Genomic DNA, 18,666 nt, shown 5'->3' on the forward strand with positions numbered 1-18,666 from the left:
ACCCTTCGGTCGATGGACTGACTCCGCAGCATACGGCTTACGTGATCTACACCTCAGGTTCGACCGGTCAGCCGAAAGGCGTGATCAACGAGCACAGCGGGGTGGTCAACCGCTTGCTGTGGATGCAGGACGCCTATCGCCTCGGCTTCGAAGATGCGGTGCTGCAAAAGACGCCGTTCAGCTTCGACGTGTCGGTGTGGGAATTCTTCTGGCCACTGATGACCGGCGCACGATTGGTCATGGCGCGTCCGGGCGGGCACAAGGATCCGCTGTACCTCAGCGACGTAATCGAACAGCAGCAGATCACTACGCTGCACTTCGTACCCTCGATGCTCGACGTGTTCCTCGCCCATGGCGACACCGCGCGTTGCCATGGTTTGCGGCAGGTGATGTGCAGCGGTGAAGCCTTGCCGGGCAGTCTGGTGCGGCGCTTCAAACAGCAATTGCCGGGCGCTGGATTGCATAACTTGTACGGCCCGACCGAAGCGGCAGTGGACGTTACGGCCTGGGATTGCGCCGGGCCAATCGACACCACGCCGGACAACACACCGATCGGCAAACCGATCGCCAACACCCGCATGTACATCCTCGACGCCCAGCAACAACCGGTGCCGCAGGGCGTGGTCGGCGAGCTGTACATCGGCGGCGTACAAGTGGCACGCGGTTATCTGAATCGTCCTGAGCTCAGTGCTGAGAGGTTCTTGAAAGATCCGTTCCAGCCCGACGGCCGCATGTACCGCACCGGCGACGTCGCCCGTTATCTGGCCGACGGCAATATCGAATACCTGGGCCGCAACGACGATCAGGTGAAGATCCGTGGCCTGCGCATCGAACTCGGGGAAATCCAGTCCCGCCTGACCGACATCAGCGGCGTGCAGGAAGCCGCCGTGCTGGCCCGTGAAGACGTGCCGGGAGACAAACGCCTGGTTGCCTATTACACCGGCGCACGACTGGAAATCGACGTGCTGCGTGGTCACCTGCTGGAGCACCTGCCGGATTACATGGTGCCGGCGGTGTTCGTGCATCTCGATGCTCTGCCGCTCAGTCCGAACGGCAAACTCGACCGCAAGGCCCTGCCGGCACCGGATCTGGCCTCGGTCATCACCCGCGAATACGAAGCCCCGGTCGGCGAGGTGGAAATTCTCCTCGCCGGACTCTGGGCCGAATTGCTCAACGTGGAACGGGTAGGGCGGCACGACAACTTCTTCGAACTGGGCGGACACTCGCTGATGGCAGTCAATCTGGTAGCGCGGATGCGCCATGTCGGTCTGGCCGCTGATGTGCGCGTGCTGTTCAGCCAGCCGACGCTTGCGGCACTGGCTGCCGCGGTCGGCGATGAGACGGAGACCGAAGTCCCGGCCAACCGCATTGCGCCGGACTGCAAACACATCACTCCGGACATGCTGCCACTGGTTGCGCTGGACCAGCCCGCCATCGACCGCATCGTCGCCAGCATTCCCGGTGGCGCCGCGAACGTGCAGGACATTTACCCGCTGGCGCCGTTGCAGGCCGGCATCCTGTTCCATCACTTGTCGGCACCTCAGGGCGATCCGTATGTGTTGCAGGCTCAGTTTGCGTTCGCCGATGAGTCACGCTTGCGGGTGTTCGCCGAAGCCTTGCAGGCCGTGATCGAACGCCATGACATCCTGCGCACGTCGCTGTTCTGGGACGGGCTGGAAGAACCGGTGCAAGTGGTCTGGCGCCAGGCGTCGCTGGTGTGTGAAACGGTGGAGCTGGACGAGAGTGAAACGGATGCATTGAGCCAGTTGCGCAGCCAGTTCGATACCCGGCACTACCGCATGGCCGTCACTCAGGCGCCGCTGATGCGCGTGGTGCACGGCTGGGATGCGGTCAATCGGCGCGTGGTGGCGCTGTTGCTGTTCCATCACCTGGTCATGGATCACATTGCACTGGAAGTGCTGCGCCACGAGATGCAGGCGGTTCTGCTCGGCCAGGTGCGGCAACTGGCCGAACCGGTGCCATATCGCACTTACGTCGCCCGCACGCGCTCGGGGCTGAGTGAAGAGGAACATGAAACGTTCTTCCGCGACATGCTCGGCGATATCGACGAACCGACCCTGCCGTATGGCCAGGGCTCTGTCGCGGACAGCGGCAACGGTCATGTGCAGCGGTTACTGGACACCACGTTGAGCCAGCGGGTCAGGGCCAAGGCCAGACGTCTGGGCATCAGCGCCGCGAGTCTGATGCACCTGGCCTGGGCCAACGTGCTGGGACAACTGTCGGGGCGTGAAAACGTGGTGTTCGGCACGGTGCTGCTCGGCCGGTTGCACGGCGGTGAAGGGGCCGAACGGGCGCTGGGGGTGTTCATCAATACCTTGCCGCTGCGCATCGATCTGGGCGGGCAATCGGTGAGGGAGGCCGTGCTGGCGACCCATCAGCGCTTGAACCGCTTGCTGCATCACGAACACGCGCCGCTGGCGCTGGTGCAGCGTTGCAGCGCCATGGCGCCGGGGGCGTCGCTGTTCAATGCGTTGTTCAATTACCGCCACAGTGGCGGCGGAGGCACGCCGACCGCCGAGGTCCTGGCGGCATGGCAGGGCATGCAGTTGCTCGATGCCGAAGAGCGCAGCAACTACCGCCTGAGTCTGAGCGTCGATGACCTGGGCGAAGACTTCAGCCTGACCGCGTTGACCACGGCCGGGATTGATGCCGGGCGGATCTGCGACTACATGCACCTTGCGGTTGGCAGCCTGTTGCAGGCTTTGGAGCAGACGCCGCAATTGGGCGTCGATCAATTGTCGATTCTGCCGCCGCATGAACGTCGGGAGTTGCTGGTCGGGTTCAATGCGACTCAGCGGGAGTATCCGTCGGGATCGATGGTTCATGGACTGTTCGAACAGCAAGTGAAACTGTATCCGCAACATGTGGCGGCGGTGCATGGCCGAGCGACGTTGACCTATGACGAACTGAATCAACGGGCCAACCGTCTGGCCCATTACCTGATCGGGCAGGGCGTACAGCCGGGCGAACATGTGGCGATTCTGCTGCCGCGTTCGCTGGATCTGCTGGTCGCGCAACTGGCCATCGGCAAGTGTGCGGCGGCTTATGTGCCGCTGGACATCAACGCGCCGGCTGAACGTCAGGCGTTCATGGTTGAGGATTGCAGGGCGAAAGTGCTGCTGACCTTGAGCACTGAGGCGATTGATTACACCGAGCACCGGGTCGATCTGGATTTACTCGAACTGGGCGCGCAACCGGTCCACAACCCGGATCTGCCGCAGTCCTCCGAATCGCTGGCCTACATCATGTACACCTCCGGTTCCACCGGCACGCCGAAAGGGGTGATGGTGCCGCACCGGGCGATCGGTCGGCTCGTGATCAACAACGGGTACGCCGATTTCAATGCGCAGGATCGCGTGGCATTTGCTTCCAACCCGGCGTTCGACGCCAGCACCATGGACGTCTGGGGGCCACTGCTCAACGGTGGGCGAGTGGTGGTGATCGACCATGCGACCTTGCTTGATCCGCAGGCCTTCGGACGTGAACTGGCCAACACCGGCGCGACGATCCTGTTTGTCACCACCGCGCTGTTCAACCAGTACGTGCAACTGATCCCCGAGGCACTGAAGGGCCTGCGCATTGTGCTCTGTGGCGGTGAACGTGCCGACCCGGCCGCTTTCCGCTGTTTGCTTGCCGAGGCACCAAACCTGCGCATCGTCCACTGCTACGGCCCGACCGAAACCACCACCTACGCGACGACTTTTGAAGTGCGCGAAGTGGCAGAAACTGCCGACAGCGTGCCGATCGGCGGCCCGATCTCCAACACCCAGGTCTACGTGCTCGACGCCCGTCAGCAACCCGTACCGATGGGCGTCACCGGCGAGCTGTACATCGGCGGCCAGGGCGTGGCGTTGGGTTATCTCAATCGCCCGGATCTGACTGCCGAGAAATTCCTGCAAGACCCATTCAGCGAGCAACCTGGCGCATTGCTGTATCGCACCGGCGACCTCGCACGCTGGCTCGCACCGGGCCAACTGGAGTGCATCGGCCGTAACGACGATCAGGTGAAAATCCGCGGCTTCCGCATCGAACTCGGGGAAATCGAAAACCGTCTGCTGAACTGCGAAGGGGTCAGGGAAGCCATTGTGCTGGCCCGTCAGGACGGCCAGGAACCGCTGCGTCTGGTGGCGTATTTCACGGCCGAGAAGGGCGTCGACAGCGCGAGCCTGCGCAGTCAGTTGCAAGCACGCCTGCCGGAATACATGGTGCCCTCGGCCTGGGTGCAACTCGACGCTTTGCCGCTGAACAACAACGGCAAGGTCGACCGCAAAGCCTTGCCGGAACCAGCACAGGACGCACTGCTCAGCCGCATTTACGAAGCCCCGGCCAACCCGCTGGAGGAAAAACTGGCACAGCTTTGGGCTGAGGTTCTGCAGGTCGAACAGGTCGGTCGTCACGACAACTTCTTCGAGCTGGGCGGGCACTCGCTGCTGGCTATTCGTCTGGTCAACCTGATGCAGCAGAACGGACTGGAAGTGACGCTGGCCGAGCTGTTCCAGCATGCCAGCATCGAGTCGCTTGGCACCTTGCTCAGCCAGCGCACGGGCGCCGAGCAGCAGGATGACGGGCTGGTTGTGGTGCGTGCCGGTGACACCGGCACGCCGTTGTTCCTGGTCCATGAGTTCAGCGGACTGGACGCCTACTTCCCGGCGCTGGGTTTGCACATCGATGGCGATTTTCCGATCTACGGCCTGCCGGGCATTCCGTTCGGCAAGGCACCGCTGCGCACCATGGAATGCCTCGCTGCACGCATGGTGGAGATCATCCGTTCGGTGCAGCCGCAAGGGCCTTATCGCCTGGCCGGATGGTCGTTCGGCGGGGTGCTGGCCTATGAAGTGGCGATGCAGTTGCTCGGCATGGATGAGGCGGTGTCCTTCGTCGGTCTGATCGACAGTTTTGTGCCGCGCCTGACCGATCAGGGCAAGGCGCGCTGGAGCGACGAGCATGCGCACAAACGCCAGTTGCTGCAGCATTGCACGCTGTACTGGGCCACGCGCGGCGAGGCGGGGCAAGCCGCACTGGCGCATCTGGCGCTGTTGCAGGCCGAGCTGGAACAGATCGACTTCCAGCCGCTGTTGAGCCGTTGCCGGGAAGAACAATTGCTGCACCCGGACATGGCGGCCGCTACACCGGAAGATCTGTGGCATTACCTCGCACGCGAGGTCGCCCACGGGCATGCGCTGGCGCACTATCGAATCAATCCATTGGGCTTGCCGCTGCATCTGTTCCGCGCGCAGGAGCATCCGACAGAGCTGTCTCGTCGGCACCCGACCCTGGGCTGGTCGGACGAGGTGCCGGCCACGCTGCTGCGCTGCATCGATGTGCCGGGCGATCACCAGAGCATGATGCAGGCGCCGCATGTGCACGTGCTCGGTCAGGCGCTCAGCCAGGCATTGCAGGCTTCGACTGCCATCGAATTCCGAGCCTATCAGCCACTGCTGACGATCCAGACCGGTCACGCCGGGCATGCGCCGATTTTCTGTGTGCCGGGGGCTGGCGACAGTGTCACCGGCTTCATCCATCTGACCGAGGCGCTGGGGCCGGAGTGGCCGATTTACGGCTTGCAACCCCGAGGCCTCGACGGCACGAGCGTGCCACACAGCCGGGTCGAAAGCGCAGCCACGTTCTATCTGCGGGCACTTGAGCAGTTGTATCCGCAAGGACTGGTGCATCTGATCGGGCATTCGTTCGGTGGCTGGGTGGCCTACGCCATGGCGGCGCAGTTGCAGGCGGCAGGGCGCGAAGTGGCGTCCCTGACGCTGATCGACAGCGAATCGCCGGGGGGCAACAGCGTCGTGGGCAAGCCGTACACCACGACGGCAGCGTTGTTGCGGCTGATCGAGTCGCTGCAACTGTCCAGCGGCAAGTCTCTGGGCATCGATGCGCTGGCTTTCGCCGAAGCCGACGACACCACGCAAATGCGCCTGCTGCATGACGGGATGGTGCACGCGGGTGTGCTGTCCGAACGCGCTTCAGTCGATGCGATGCAGGGCCCGGTGCGCACCTTCGCCACTGCGCTGCGCACGGTCTATCAGCCGGCGCTGGCCTATACCGGGCCGGTGCGTCTGGCGCTGGTGGACGACCCAACGCTTGACGCATCAGGCAACCAGCGCGAACAGACGGCGATGCTCGAAGGCTGGCAGCGCGAGGCCAGGGATCTGGCGGTGTGGTACGGCCCCGGCAACCACTTCACGATTCTCAAGGCGCCCAACGTCTTCAGTCTCGCGGCGTGGTGGCATGACGGGCTGACGGTGGCGGCGGATCAAGTGTTGTCCTGATTGAAGTTTTTATCCTGGAACCCGGCCGCTGGCCGGGCTCAACCCTGAACGGAATTGTGGTCATTTATGGAACAGTCGAAGTTGCGCAAAGTCGGTCTGGGAATCGCGTTGACGCTGGTGGCCGGGTTGGTGTTCTACACGGTGCAGGCGCCGGCCGAGGCACCGCAATACCTGACCGCCACGGTCGAACGCGGTGATATTGAAAACGCAGTGCTCGCCACCGGTCTGCTGGAGGGCATCAAACAGGTGGACGTCGGTGCCCAGGTTTCGGGGCAGTTGAAGTCGCTGAAGGTCAAGGTTGGCGACAAGGTCAAGAAGGGGCAGTGGCTGGCGGAAATCGATCCGCTGGTGCTGCAGAACACCCTGCGTCAGGCACAGGTTGATGAGGAGAATCTGCAAGCCCAGCGTCGGGCGACTCAGGCTCAGTTACGGCAGACCAAGGCGATCTACGAGCGCTATCAGAATCTGCAGGAGGACGCCTCGATTTCGCGGCAGGATTTCGAGACCGCGCAATCGAACTACGAAGTGCAGCAGGCCAATCTGTTGTCGCTGGACGCGCAGATCAAGAGTGCGCATATCCAGATCGACACCGCCAAGGTCAATCTGGCTTACACACGGATCGTCGCGCCCATCGACGGTGACGTGGTGGGCATCGTGACTCAGGAAGGCCAGACCGTGATCGCCAACCAGCTGGCGCCGATCCTGCTCAAACTGGCGGACCTGGACACCATGACCGTCAAGGCTCAGGTGTCAGAGGCCGACGTCATACATATCGCGCCGGGGCAGGAGGTCTACTTCACCATTCTCGGCGAGGACAAGCGTTACTACGGCAAGCTGCGAGGCACTGAACCGGCGCCGCAGAACTTCCTCGAAACCCCGCCCGCCGGCACGCCGAAGCAGAACACGGCGGTGTTCTACAACGCGCTGTTCGAGGTGCCCAACCCCGATCATCGCCTGCGTATTTCCATGACCGCTCAGGTGCGAGTGGTGCTCGACACCGCCAAATCGGTGCTGACGATTCCGGTCGCGGCGCTGGGCCCGCGCAACAACGACGGCAGTTTCCCGGTGCGGGTGCTGGACGCCAAGGGCCAGGCGCAATCGCGCAATGTGCAGACCGGGATCAACAACAACGTCAAGGTGCAGGTCAACGACGGTCTGGCCGAAGGCGACCGGGTGGTGATCGGTGATCCGGTGACGAAAGTGGCAGGGGCATGAGCATGACCGAACCTCTGCTGCAACTGACCGGCATCAGCCGCAGTTTCACCGCGGGCGACCGTGAATTCCTGGCGCTGAAGAATATCGACCTGACGATCCATGCCGGGGAAATGGTCGCGATCATCGGCGCCTCGGGGTCCGGCAAATCGACCTTGATGAACATCCTCGGCTGCCTCGATTACGCCACGGCCGGCAGCTACAAGATCAATGGCCGGGAAACCCGGGATCTGGACAATCAGACGCTGGCCGAACTGCGTCGTGACTATTTCGGCTTCATCTTCCAGCGCTACCACTTGCTGCCGCACTTGAGCGCGATGCACAACGTCGAGATGCCGGCGATCTACGCCGGTACGCCGGAACCACAACGGCATGCCCGGGCCCGTGAATTGTTGGCGCGCCTTGGGCTGGAGGGGCACCTGACCCATCGCCCGAGCCAGCTATCGGGTGGTCAGCAGCAGCGGGTGAGTATCGCCCGGGCCTTGATGAATGGCGGCGAAGTGATCCTCGCGGATGAGCCGACCGGCGCCCTCGACACCACCAGCGGCAAGGAAGTGATGCGCATCCTGCTGGAGCTGCACGCGGCCGGGCACACGGTGATTCTGGTGACCCATGACCCCAAGGTCGCGGCCAACGCCGAGCGCATCATCGAAGTCAGCGACGGCGAAATCCTCAGCGACCGCCGCAACGAACGCGACACCACGGCATTGAGCAATGAGGACGCGGTCCCCAAATCCACGGCAGCGCGGCGTCTGGTGGCCAGTCTCGGGTTGTTCAAGGAAGCCTTCAACATGGCCTGGGTCGCGCTGATTTCCCATCGGATGCGCACCCTGCTGACCATGCTCGGGATCGTCATCGGCATCACCTCGGTGGTGTCGATCTCGGCCATCGGCGAAGGGGCCAAGCGCTATGTGCTGAAGGACATTCAGGCCATCGGCAGCAACACCATCGATATCTATTCCGGCACCAGTTTCGGCGACAGCCGCTCGGCGGCCATCGAAACCCTGGTGCCGGCGGATGTGACGGCGCTCAACCAGCTCTACTACGTCGACAGCGCCACGCCGGTGGTCGGGCGCAATCTGTTGCTGCGCTATCGCAATATTGACCTCGATGCCCAGGTCAACGGCGTCAGCGATCTGTACTTTCAGGTGCGCGGAATCAAGATGGAGTCGGGCATTGCATTCAGCGAAAGCGATGCCCGGCGCCAGGCGCAGGTGGTGGTGATCGATCACAACACCCGCCATCGGTTGTTCGGCGAGGGTGTCGATCCGCTGGGGCAGGTGATCCTGATCGGCAACCTGCCGTGCACCGTGATTGGCGTGGCGGCGGAGAACAAGAACATCTTCTCGTCGAGCAAGTCGCTCAACGTCTGGGTGCCTTATGAAACCGCAGCCGGGCGGCTGTTGGGTCAGCGTTACCTGGACAGCATCAGCGTGCGGATCAAGGACGGCCAGCCGAGCAAGGTGGTGGAAGACAACGTCAACAAACTGATGCTGCAGCGCCACGGCACCAAGGACTTCTTTACCAACAACCTCGACAGCGTGATGCAGACCGTGCAGAAAACCAGCCGTTCACTGGCCTTGTTGCTGTCGCTGATTGCGGTGATTTCGCTGGTGGTGGGCGGCATCGGGGTGATGAACATTATGCTGGTGTCGGTCACCGAGCGTACCCGCGAGATCGGTATTCGCATGGCGGTGGGGGCGCGGCAGTCGGACATTCGTCAGCAGTTTCTGGTGGAGGCGGTGATGGTCTGTCTGCTCGGCGGGGCCATCGGTATTTCGCTGAGTTATGCCATTGGCCACCTGTTTTCGCTGTTCATCAAGGAATGGGAAATGGTGTTTTCGCTGACTTCGGTGTTTACGGCGGTGATTTGCTCGACGCTGATCGGCATCGTGTTCGGCTTCGTGCCCGCGCGCAATGCTTCGCGGCTTGACCCGATCGAGGCGTTGGCGCGGGACTGAAAGGCGATATGAAAAAACCGCCGCCCCTTGCAGGACAGCGGTTTTTTTACAGACGTGCGAACGATCAGGCCGCGTTGGACGGGTCGCAGGCGGCCGGGCAGTCTTCAGGTGAATACATCCAGCGCATCAGCGAATGGCGGCCGCTGATCCCCAGTTTGATGGCGGCGCGCTTGAGGTAGCTCTCGACGGTGTTGACCTTCAACCGCAACTGCTCGGCCAGTTCGGGCGCGGTGCGGCCGGCGAGGAGGCCGACGCACACTTCCATTTCACGGTTCGACAGGCTCAGGCCCAGTTGCTGCACGCGTTCGCAAAAGCGCAATCGCAGGGTTTCCAGGCCTTGAAGCGATGCTTCGGTCGCTGCGGCTTGCGCCTCGGGATCCGCATTCGCCGGTTGCAGCGCGTGGATGTGCTTTTCCACCATGGGCAGCAACACCGGGGAGATGTCCTGCAACAGGCTGCGCTCCCGGGCGGAAAACCGCTTCGACGGCCCGCAGCGATACACGGAAATCACATAACGGTAACCGTCCTTGCGCCGGGTCAGGTGCAATTGCGAAGCATCGGTGACCGTGGAGGGTTCCGGGGCGGGCACGTCACTGTTGCCGGGATCGGTGCTCAGTTCGGAATACACCGTCTCGGCCGTCAGTGCCGCCTCTTTGGGGCATTCAGGATCGGTGCGCGGTTGCGCACGTCCGACCGGCTCCACGCGCATCTGCCGGATATGGGTGGCATCCACGGCCAGTTGGGTGAGGATCAGGTCATGCAGCATCCGCGGAAAATGCCGGCTGCCGGTGCTGGCGATGACTTTGCCGATGTGAGGGAACAGATGTGAGTTCATGTGTTTCATCCATGAGTAGCAATGGGGGAATTGCGCTTTCCCGACTCTCCGGCTGATGTCCTTGGCCGGCGACCACAAATCGGGAAATTGGATCCTATCCTAGTACAACGTTTGAGCGACGGTTTAATGAAGGGGCTATTAGCTCATAACCAGGGTGAGTGACGTGATACCTGGGTCGACGCCCGTGCTGCGGTAACAAGTTTGAAGGTGTTCGAAGTGATTGGTGAAATGTCCTACAGAGACTTTCTGATAAGTCCTACTTATGACAGCTATTAACGCGTATAAAAAAGCCCGTTTCAGCCGAAACTGAAACGGGCTTCTTCCCGCATCAACGACCCGTTACTTCAGGTCGTTGAAATGGTCTCGCAGGAATTCGTAGAAGCGGAACGCTTGAAACGATCTCCATACGAGGCTCAGCGTACGCAGCAACAGCTTCATACGTTTTGGCCTCCAGGTCGGGGGCCAAACCTCCAGCGCACTTACCGGATCATGTGTGCCTTGGGTCTACACGTCAGCGTGACCAGTGAGGCGGCCGGTTGATGTCCCCCCGAAACATCATTCCGGCACGGGTGCAAAAACCGTGTCGGAGGGCGTAAATCTGTAGGATCGCCGACCAGACCTCGCTGCTTCGCTGCAATGTGAGCGCCCGCATACTAACCCAGAAAACAGCCTATCCATGACTGACTTTGCTGTTTCGGATGAGGTGAGGCTGCATACTTTGTTAATTGTTATTTCTGCCATTTTTTATGTTTGGTGCCGTGCGTCGAAGAATATTTCTCGGATTTTCATGGCTGGCATTTCAAGTAGGCAAAAGGTGTTGCAGGAACCGATAAAGATAAATACCATCCGTTTACGTCAGTGTGGCCAGTGAGACACACCGAGCCCCAGCCGCAAACTGAGGCTTGTCGAAAAAACCGCCCCGCAAAGGCGGTTTTTTTTCGCCCATCGTTTGGCCCTCGCCAGCGATCCTACGCCTCGGTCAGCGAAGGCAACGCGGCATCCACCAACTCGATCCAGTGCCTGACCGGTGTGCGCCCTGCGCCGTCGAGGTGGGCCTGACAGCCGATATTGGCGGTGACGATGACGTCTGGATGGCCGCTTTCCAGGGCGTTGAGTTTTTGCTCGCGCAACTGTCGGGCCAGTGTTGGCTGGGTCAGCGAGTAGGAGCCCGCCGAGCCACAACACAGATGTGCGTCCGGCACAGGCGTGAGGTTGAAGCCCAGTCGGGTCAGCACCGACTCCACCGCACCGCCCAGTTTCTGCGCGTGCTGCAAAGTACAGGGACAGTGAAAGGCCAGACGCTGATCGGCGTGGATGCCGAGGGATTCGAGCGGTTCTTCGCGCAGCACTTCCACCAGATCCCGGGCCAGCGTGCTGACACGCCTTGCCTTCTCGGCGTAGACCGGATCAGCGCCGAGCAAATGCCCGTAATCCTTGATGAACGCACCGCAGCCGCTGGCGGTCTGCACGATCGCCTCGGCACCCCGTTCGATGGCCGGCCACCACGCATCAATGTTGTGGCGGGCGCGGTCAAGTCCGGTGGCTTGAGCGTCGAGGTGATAATCCACCGCGCCGCAACAACCAGTCTCGCGGGCCGGGATCACGCTGATGCCCAGACGATCCAGTACTCGCGCCGCTGCTGCATTGGTATTGGGTGACAAGCCCGGCTGCACGCAACCCTCCAGCATCAGCACTTGCCGTGCATGGCGGATGACGGGGCGTGTTGCGGGAATCGTTGCGTTGCGTGGCAGTTTGTCTTGCAGGGTCTCGGGCAGTAGCGCCCGGAACATCTGACCGCCATTGACCAACCTTTTGAACAGTCGTGGATTGGGCACGATGGTTCGCAACCCTTCACGCAACAGGCGCTGCCCGAGTGGCCGCAGGACCGCGGCGTCGACCACCGCGCGACCGATGTCGAGCAAGTTGTGATAATCCACGCCGGAAGGGCAGGTGGTTTCACAGCTTCGGCACGACAGGCAACGGTCCAGGTGTTGCTGGGTTTTCGCCGTGACTTCGTTGCCTTCGAGCACTTGCTTGATCAAATAGATGCGCCCGCGCGGGCCGTCCAGTTCATCGCCGAGCAATTGATAAGTCGGGCAGGTCGCGTTGCAGAATCCGCAATGAACGCACGTGCGCAGGATGCTTTCGGCCTCTTCGGCGCGGGGCAGTTGTCGGGCTTGCGGGCTGAGGGTGGTCTGCATGGCTCAAAGCTCCGCGTACAGACGCCCGGGATTGAAAATGCCCCGGGGGTCGAGTTGTCGTTTGAGTTGGCGGTGATAGTGCAGCAGGGCGGGTGCCAGAGGATGGAACGGTTCATCGATCAGACCGTGGCTGTAGCAGGTCGCATGGCCGCCGACGTCGCCGACTACTTTGCGAATGATCGCCGCTTCGGCCGTGAATTTGAGCCAGCGTTGCGCGCCGCCCCAGTCGAGCCATTGCTTGCCGGGCAGGTTCAGCGGCGGCGTGTTCAGCGGCACGGACAGGCGCCAGAGCGGTTGGTCTTCATCGAAGAAGCCCAGGCGTTGCTCGTTGAGGTCGGCCCAGAACGAACTGTCGATCAGATCGCCGCCGAGGCGATCATGGGCGGCCGCCACTGAACCTTCGCCGCCTTCCAGACGCAAGTGCAATTGCCGGCCATCGTGACACGCGCCACTGATCGGCAACGGCTGCTGGCCCCATTCGGCCAGACGCTGCAAGGCTTGTTCGCCGGTCATTTCCAGGCTGAGGCTCAAGCACGCGCGCGGTTTGGGCAGCACCTTGAGCGAGACTTCCGTGATAATCCCCAGCGAGCCGTAACTGCCTGCCATCAGACGTGACAAGTCATAGCCGGCGACGTTCTTCATGACTTCGCCACCGAAGCGCAGGTGTTTGCCATGACCGGTGATGATCCGCGTGCCCAACACGAAATCGCGCACCGATCCCGCCCAAGGCCGACGCGGCCCGGACAGGCCCGTGGCGATCATGCCGCCGACCGTGGCGTCGTCGGCGAAGGCGGGTGGTTCGCACGCGAGCATCTGTTGCGAGGCGTCCAGCACGCCCAGCAATTCCGCTAGCGGAGTGCCGCAGCGTGCGGTGATCACCAGTTCGGTCGGGTCGTAGCTGACGATGCCGCGATGGACGCGGGTGTCGAGAATCTCCCCACCGACGATGCGTCCGAGAAACGCCTTGCTGTTCGCTCCCTGGATGCGCAGCGGCGTAGCGTTTTCCAGCGCCCGGTTGACCTGCTCGAGCAGCGCGGCGCTGTCATCGAAATCCTTGGTGTCACCCATCAGAACCGCTCCAGCTCGGGGAAGGGCAGTTGCCCGTGGTGCACGTGCAGGGCGCCGAATTCGGCGCAGCGATGCAGGGTTGGAATGTTTTTGCCGGGATTGAGCAGGCCGCCGGGGTCGAAGGCTGCTTTCACAGCGTGGAACAGCGTCAGCTCGTCGCGGTTGAACTGCGCGCACATCTGGTTGATTTTTTCCCGGCCCACGCCGTGTTCACCGGTGATACTGCCGCCGACCTTCACGCACAGTTCGAGGATCTTGCCGCCCAGCGTTTCGGCACGCTCCAGCTCGCCGGGCTGATTGGCGTCGAACAGAATCAACGGGTGCATGTTGCCGTCGCCGGCGTGGAATACGTTGGCGACCCGCAAGCCATATTCGGCTGAAAGCTGCGCAATCGCGTGCAGTACGCCAGGCAGCTCGCGGCGTGGGATGGTGCCGTCCATGCAGTAATAGTCCGGCGACAGCCGGCCCACGGCGGGGAAGGCATTCTTGCGTCCGGCCCAGAATCGCACGCGCTCGGCCTCGTCCCGGGCCTGGCGCAGTTCGGTGGCGCCGGCGTGTTCGAGCACTTGTCGGACCCGTGCGCAATCATCGTGAACATCGGCCTCAACGCCATCGAGTTCGCAGAGCAGAATCGCTTCGGCATCCACCGGATAACCGGCGTGGATGAAGTCTTCGGCAGCGCGGATCGCCAGGTTGTCCATCATCTCCAGGCCGCCGGGGATGATGCCGGCCGCGATGATGTCGGCCACTGCGCGGCCAGCCTTTTCCACGGAATCGAATGCTGCCAGCAGCACTTTGGCCGTCTGCGGTTTGGGCAAGAGTTTGACCGTGACTTCGGTGATGACGCCGAGCAGGCCTTCGGAACCGGTGAACAGCGCCAACAGGTCGAAGCCGGGGGAATCCAGCGCGTCCGACCCCAGTGTCAAGCGTTCGCCATCCACGGTAAGGATTTCGACCTTGAGCAGATTGTGCACGGTCAGCCCGTACTTGAGGCAATGCACGCCGCCGGCGTTTTCCGCCACATTGCCGCCGATGGAGCAGGCGATTTGCGAGGAAGGATCGGGCGCGTAATACAGGCCGAACGGCGCGGCGGCCTGGGAGATCGCCAGATTGCGCACTCCGGGTTGGACGCGTGCGGTGCGGGCCTTGGGGTCGATCTGCAGGATATTGTTGAAGCGCGCCATCACCAGCAACACGCCTTTCTCCAGTGGCAGGGCACCGCCGGACAAACCGGTCCCGGCGCCCCGGGCCACCACCGGTACCCGTCGTTCGTGGCAGATTCGCAATATTCCCTGAACTTCATCGATGTGCCGTGGCAGTACCACCAGCAACGGCGTGGTGCGATAGGCGGAGAGGCCATCGCACTCATACGGCTTGAGCTCTTCAAGCTGATGCAGGACTTCCAGATCCGGCCACTGGCGATGCAGGGCCTGCAACAGTGCGGCTTTGTCGACGTCGGGCAAAACGCCGTCGACCTGCTCGTCATAGAGAATGTTCATGATCGGTGGACGACCCTCCGTTGTCGTTATTCGAGGTCGGTGCCGTTTGACATCATGGCAGCTCAGGTCTTATGTCGTATCGAACGAACCTCAGCCCAGATCGCTCGCCTGATGTCGCTCCGCAACCTGGCTCGCTTCATCGCCCCACGTACGGTTGACGCGCTGGCCGCGAACGACCGGAGGCCGTTCGGCAATCTCTTGCGCCCAGCGTTGCACATGGATGTATTCATGGGCGGATAGAAACTCGGCAGCGGAGTACACGTTGTTGCGCACCAGTTGCCCATACCACGGCCAGACCGCGATGTCGGCGATGGTGTAGTCGTTGCCGGCAAGGTAAGGGCTTTCGCTCAGGCGGCGGTCGAGTACATCCAGCTGCCGTTTGGTTTCCATGGTGAATCGGTTGATCGGGTATTCGAGCTTTTCCGGTGCATAGGCATAGAAATGCCCGAAGCCACCGCCCAGGTAAGGTGCTGAGCCCATTTGCCAGAACAGCCAGTTCAGGGTTTCTGTGCGACCCGCCAGATCGATGGGCAGGAAGGCGCCGAATTTTTCCGCCAGATAGAGCAGGATCGAGCCGGACTCGAAGACACGAATGGCCGGTTCTACGCCGCGATCCAGCAGCGCCGGGATTTTGGAGTTCGGATTGATCCCGACAAACCCGCTGGAGAACTGGTCACCCTCGTTGATGCGGATCAGCCAGGCATCGTACTCGGCGCCGATGTGACCGAGCGCCAGCAACTCCTCCAGCAGAATGGTCACTTTCACGCCGTTGGGTGTGGCCAGTGAATACAGCTGCAACGGGTGCTTGCCGACTGGAAGGGCTTTTTCGTGTGTCGGACCGGCGGTCGGGCGATTGATGCTGGCGAACTGGCCGCCGGACGGAGCAATGTGTTTCCAGACCTTGGGCGGTACGTACGATGTGTCGCTCATGAAGACCTCGTCGGTTGCTTGCCTGAATGATGTGAGCCCCTTGTCGATGTGTGAGCTCGTGTAAGACAGGACACCACAAAAGGGCCGGTGAGTGCCACAGGCAGCCCAACCGGCATGGCCGATCACGATGAGCGAGCAGGCCCCATTGCTTCACTATTCGATTCGTGGATGTTGCTGCACCAGATGCTCACGCCGGGCTTGCAGTTCGGCGATTTCGGCATCGATGTCTTCGATCTTCTGTTCGATGTTGTCGTGATGCTCCTGCAGCAGCTCCCGCGCCTCGGCGATGTCGGAAGCCGCCGGTGCCGCACCGCGCAGGGGCTTGTTGGCGGTTTCCTTCATTGTCACGCCAGTGATCAACCCGACCACGGCGATCACCATCAGGTAGTAGGCCGGCATGTACAGGTCCTGCGTGCTTTCCACCAGCCAGGCCACAGCGGTTGGCGTCAGGCCGGCGATCAGCACCGATACGTTGAACGCGCTGGCCAGCGCGCTGTAGCGGATATGGGTGGGGAACATCGCCGGCAGTGTCGAGGCCATGACGCCGATGAAAAAATTGAGCAGCACCGCCAGGATCAGCAGGCCCGAAAAGATCAGGCCGATCTTGCCGCTGTTGATCAGCATGAATGCCGGAATGGCCAGGATGAACAAGCCGACGCTGCCACAAATGATGAAGGGGCGGCGGCCAATCTTGTCGCTGATGAAGCCGATCGCCGGCTGGACGAACAGCATGCCGACCATGATCGCGATGATGATCAACACCCCGCGATTTTCGCTGTAGTGCAGGTTGTGGGACAGGTAACTCGGCATGTAGGTGAGCAGCATGTAGTAGGTCACGTTAGTGGCTGCCACCACGCCGATGCAGGTCATCAGGCTGCGCCAGTGTTTGGTCGCCACTTCCTTGAACGACACTTTCGGGCCGGCGGCCAGGCCTTCGCGATCGCCTTGTTCGAGTTTTTCGACATGCTGCTGAAAGGCCGGTGTTTCTTCGAGGGCATGACGCAGGTAGAGACCGATCATGCCCAGTGGCAGAGCAAGGAAGAAGGGCAGGCGCCAACCCCACTCCTGAAATTTTTCCTCGCCAATGATCGTGGAAATCAGCACCACCACACCGGCGCCCAGGACGAATCCGGCAATCGAACCGAAGTCCAGCCAGCTGCCAAGGAAACCCCGCTTGCGGTCTGGCGCGTATTCAGCCACGAAAATCGATGCGCCGGTGTACTCGCCGCCCACTGAAAAGCCCTGGGCCATTTTGGCCAGCAACAGGAGGATCGGCGCCCAGATACCGATCGATGCATAGGAAGGAATCAAGCCGATGGCAAAGGTGCTGAGCGACATGATTACGATGGTCGCCGCCAGAACCTTCTGCCGTCCGTATCTATCGCCCAGTGCACCGAAGAACAGTCCGCCCAGTGGCCGGATCAGAAAGGGCACGGAGAAGGTGGCCAGCGCGGCGATCATCTGCACACCGGGGTCAGCCCCCGGGAAGAACACCTTGCCCAGCACATAGGCGACGAAGCCATAGACGCCAAAGTCAAACCACTCCATCGCGTTGCCCAGCGCTGCGGCGGTGATGGCTTTGCGCATCTTGGCATCGTCGACGATGGTGATGTCTTGCAGTCCGATCGGGCTGACGGTTTTCTCGTGTGATTTCATGCGGGTCACTCTGCAGCTGATCTGTCTTGATGCAATCCGCTGTTCCGGTATGACTCGGGCCAGACGGGTTGCCTTGACCGATGCTATCTTTTTAATGGCACGGCTTCTTTCAGTTCAGATGCAAGAGCACACGAAAAAATTCACAACCGATTGTATTTTTTACCGCTGGCAGACGCTGTGCGCAGTTGCGCCGGGCTCACGCCGAGACGCTGCCGGAAGACGGCAGTCATATGCGCCTGAGAGTTGAAACCGCAGGTGAGGGCAATCTGCGCCAGGCTCGCTGTCGAATCGCGCATCAACGCCCGGGCTCTGGCCAGTCGCCGGTCGATCAGGTAACTGTGGGGACTTTTGCCGGTCGCCTGTTTGAAGGCACGCATGAAATAGCCCTCGGACAGTTCCAGCAACTGCGCCATCGCCGGTATCCCGAGCGGGCCGCCGAGGCCGGCGTCAATGAACTCATCCAGCAAGCGCATCCGGCTGCCGGTGATCGAGCCTTGCGGCAATGCCACATCAAGATCTGCGCCTCGTTCAGCCAGACCGATTGCCCAGGCTTCCCAGTCGTCGTTCCATTGAGGCCGCAACAGTGCGCTGCGGATTCGCTGGGCCAGGTAGATGGCCTGCGGGTCGATGCGATTGTTGAATGGCCGATCCCCCGTCAGCCCGACACCATCGGTGCGGATCACCCGAAGGTATTCGCCGCCCACCGGTGATTCGGACAACACGTCACAACCGGCCGGGACAAACGCCAGCCCATTGGGCATTGCTTCGAACGGGCGTATCCGGTCCGTGCCGATGGCATGCAGGCCGCGCTGGCTGTCGAAGGCGAAGCCGATCGAGGACTGAGTCGCCACGTACCGCGCTGAATAGGCGGCGCCGGGCAGCAATTCGATCGCCCACGGGCCGGCTGCGATATGACGTACCGGTTCCGCAATGGCTGCAGGTTGTCGACGATTTCGAGGGTTCATGGTCGCCATAGTAATGAAGAGGGTGGGTAAAAGTCAGGTC

Annotated in this window: 10 protein-coding genes (1 of these 10 running past the window's edge); 3 read left to right on the forward strand and 7 right to left on the reverse strand. The window is 61.8% G+C overall.

Annotated features, from left to right (window positions below; genetic code table 11):
• From KJY40_RS12945 to KJY40_RS12955, 3 genes are all read left to right on the forward strand, one after another.
• Positions 1 to 6,299, forward strand: partial view of a non-ribosomal peptide synthetase gene (locus tag KJY40_RS12945; protein WP_230737284.1) — the 3' portion only. Its footprint begins 8,350 nt before the window's first position; 6,299 of the gene's 14,649 nt are visible here — the last part of the coding sequence; the start codon falls outside the window, past its left edge; the stop codon is at positions 6,297 to 6,299.
• 66 nt (positions 6,300 to 6,365) lie between these two features.
• Positions 6,366 to 7,514, forward strand: a complete 1,149-nt coding sequence (gene macA / locus KJY40_RS12950; protein WP_230737285.1) for a macrolide transporter subunit MacA — start codon at positions 6,366 to 6,368, stop codon at positions 7,512 to 7,514.
• Between the two features lie 2 nt (positions 7,515 to 7,516).
• Positions 7,517 to 9,472, forward strand: coding sequence for a MacB family efflux pump subunit (locus KJY40_RS12955; RefSeq protein ID WP_230737286.1), 1,956 nt, complete (start codon positions 7,517 to 7,519; stop codon positions 9,470 to 9,472).
• A gap of 64 nt (positions 9,473 to 9,536) precedes the next feature.
• On the opposite strand, the gene KJY40_RS12960 is transcribed toward KJY40_RS12955, so the two are convergent.
• From KJY40_RS12960 to KJY40_RS12990, 7 genes are all read right to left on the reverse strand, one after another.
• Complete coding sequence (locus KJY40_RS12960) at positions 9,537 to 10,307, reverse strand: helix-turn-helix transcriptional regulator (protein WP_230737288.1); 771 nt, start codon at positions 10,305 to 10,307, stop codon at positions 9,537 to 9,539.
• A 968-nt stretch (positions 10,308 to 11,275) separates the two neighbouring features.
• Positions 11,276 to 12,508 (reverse strand): glycolate oxidase subunit GlcF, encoded by a 1,233-nt coding sequence (gene glcF, locus KJY40_RS12965; RefSeq protein ID WP_230737290.1) that lies wholly within the window; start codon positions 12,506 to 12,508, stop codon positions 11,276 to 11,278.
• A 3-nt stretch (positions 12,509 to 12,511) separates the two neighbouring features.
• Complete coding sequence (gene glcE, locus KJY40_RS12970) at positions 12,512 to 13,576, reverse strand: glycolate oxidase subunit GlcE (protein WP_230737291.1); 1,065 nt, start codon at positions 13,574 to 13,576, stop codon at positions 12,512 to 12,514.
• The gene (glcD, locus tag KJY40_RS12975) at positions 13,576 to 15,075 is read right to left on the reverse strand and encodes a glycolate oxidase subunit GlcD (RefSeq protein WP_230737292.1); all 1,500 of its coding nucleotides are present in this window, start codon (positions 15,073 to 15,075) and stop codon (positions 13,576 to 13,578) included. The genes glcE and glcD overlap by 1 nt, the downstream gene beginning before the upstream one ends.
• A gap of 90 nt (positions 15,076 to 15,165) precedes the next feature.
• A complete protein-coding gene (gene yghU, locus KJY40_RS12980; protein WP_230737293.1) occupies positions 15,166 to 16,005 on the reverse strand; it encodes a glutathione-dependent disulfide-bond oxidoreductase in 840 nt (279 codons plus the stop codon).
• A gap of 153 nt (positions 16,006 to 16,158) precedes the next feature.
• Positions 16,159 to 17,661: a glycine betaine/L-proline transporter ProP gene (gene proP, locus KJY40_RS12985; protein ID WP_230737294.1), complete on the reverse strand. Its 1,503-nt coding sequence runs from the start codon at positions 17,659 to 17,661 to the stop codon at positions 16,159 to 16,161.
• A gap of 140 nt (positions 17,662 to 17,801) precedes the next feature.
• A complete protein-coding gene (locus KJY40_RS12990; RefSeq protein ID WP_230737295.1) occupies positions 17,802 to 18,635 on the reverse strand; it encodes a helix-turn-helix transcriptional regulator in 834 nt (277 codons plus the stop codon).
• Positions 18,636 to 18,666: the final 31 nt, after the last annotated feature.

The sequence above is a fragment of the Pseudomonas fitomaticsae genome (assembly GCF_021018765.1).
Classification (GTDB): domain Bacteria; phylum Pseudomonadota; class Gammaproteobacteria; order Pseudomonadales; family Pseudomonadaceae; genus Aquipseudomonas; species Aquipseudomonas fitomaticsae.

Bases quoted from the DNA above. Each gene is read 5' to 3' on its own strand.
- macA (WP_230737285.1), top strand. From the start codon at position 6,366: ATGGAACAGTCGAAGTTGCGCAAAGTCGGTCTGGGAATCGCGTTGACG.
- proP (WP_230737294.1), bottom strand. From the start codon at position 17,661: ATGAAATCACACGAGAAAACCGTCAGCCCGATCGGACTGCAAGACATC.
- KJY40_RS12960 (WP_230737288.1), bottom strand. From the start codon at position 10,307: ATGAACTCACATCTGTTCCCTCACATCGGCAAAGTCATCGCCAGCACC.
- yghU (WP_230737293.1), bottom strand. From the start codon at position 16,005: ATGAGCGACACATCGTACGTACCGCCCAAGGTCTGGAAACACATTGCT.
- glcE (WP_230737291.1), bottom strand. From the start codon at position 13,576: ATGGGTGACACCAAGGATTTCGATGACAGCGCCGCGCTGCTCGAGCAG.
- glcD (WP_230737292.1), bottom strand. From the start codon at position 15,075: ATGAACATTCTCTATGACGAGCAGGTCGACGGCGTTTTGCCCGACGTC.
- KJY40_RS12990 (WP_230737295.1), bottom strand. From the start codon at position 18,635: ATGGCGACCATGAACCCTCGAAATCGTCGACAACCTGCAGCCATTGCG.
- KJY40_RS12955 (WP_230737286.1), top strand. From the start codon at position 7,517: ATGACCGAACCTCTGCTGCAACTGACCGGCATCAGCCGCAGTTTCACC.
- glcF (WP_230737290.1), bottom strand. From the start codon at position 12,508: ATGCAGACCACCCTCAGCCCGCAAGCCCGACAACTGCCCCGCGCCGAA.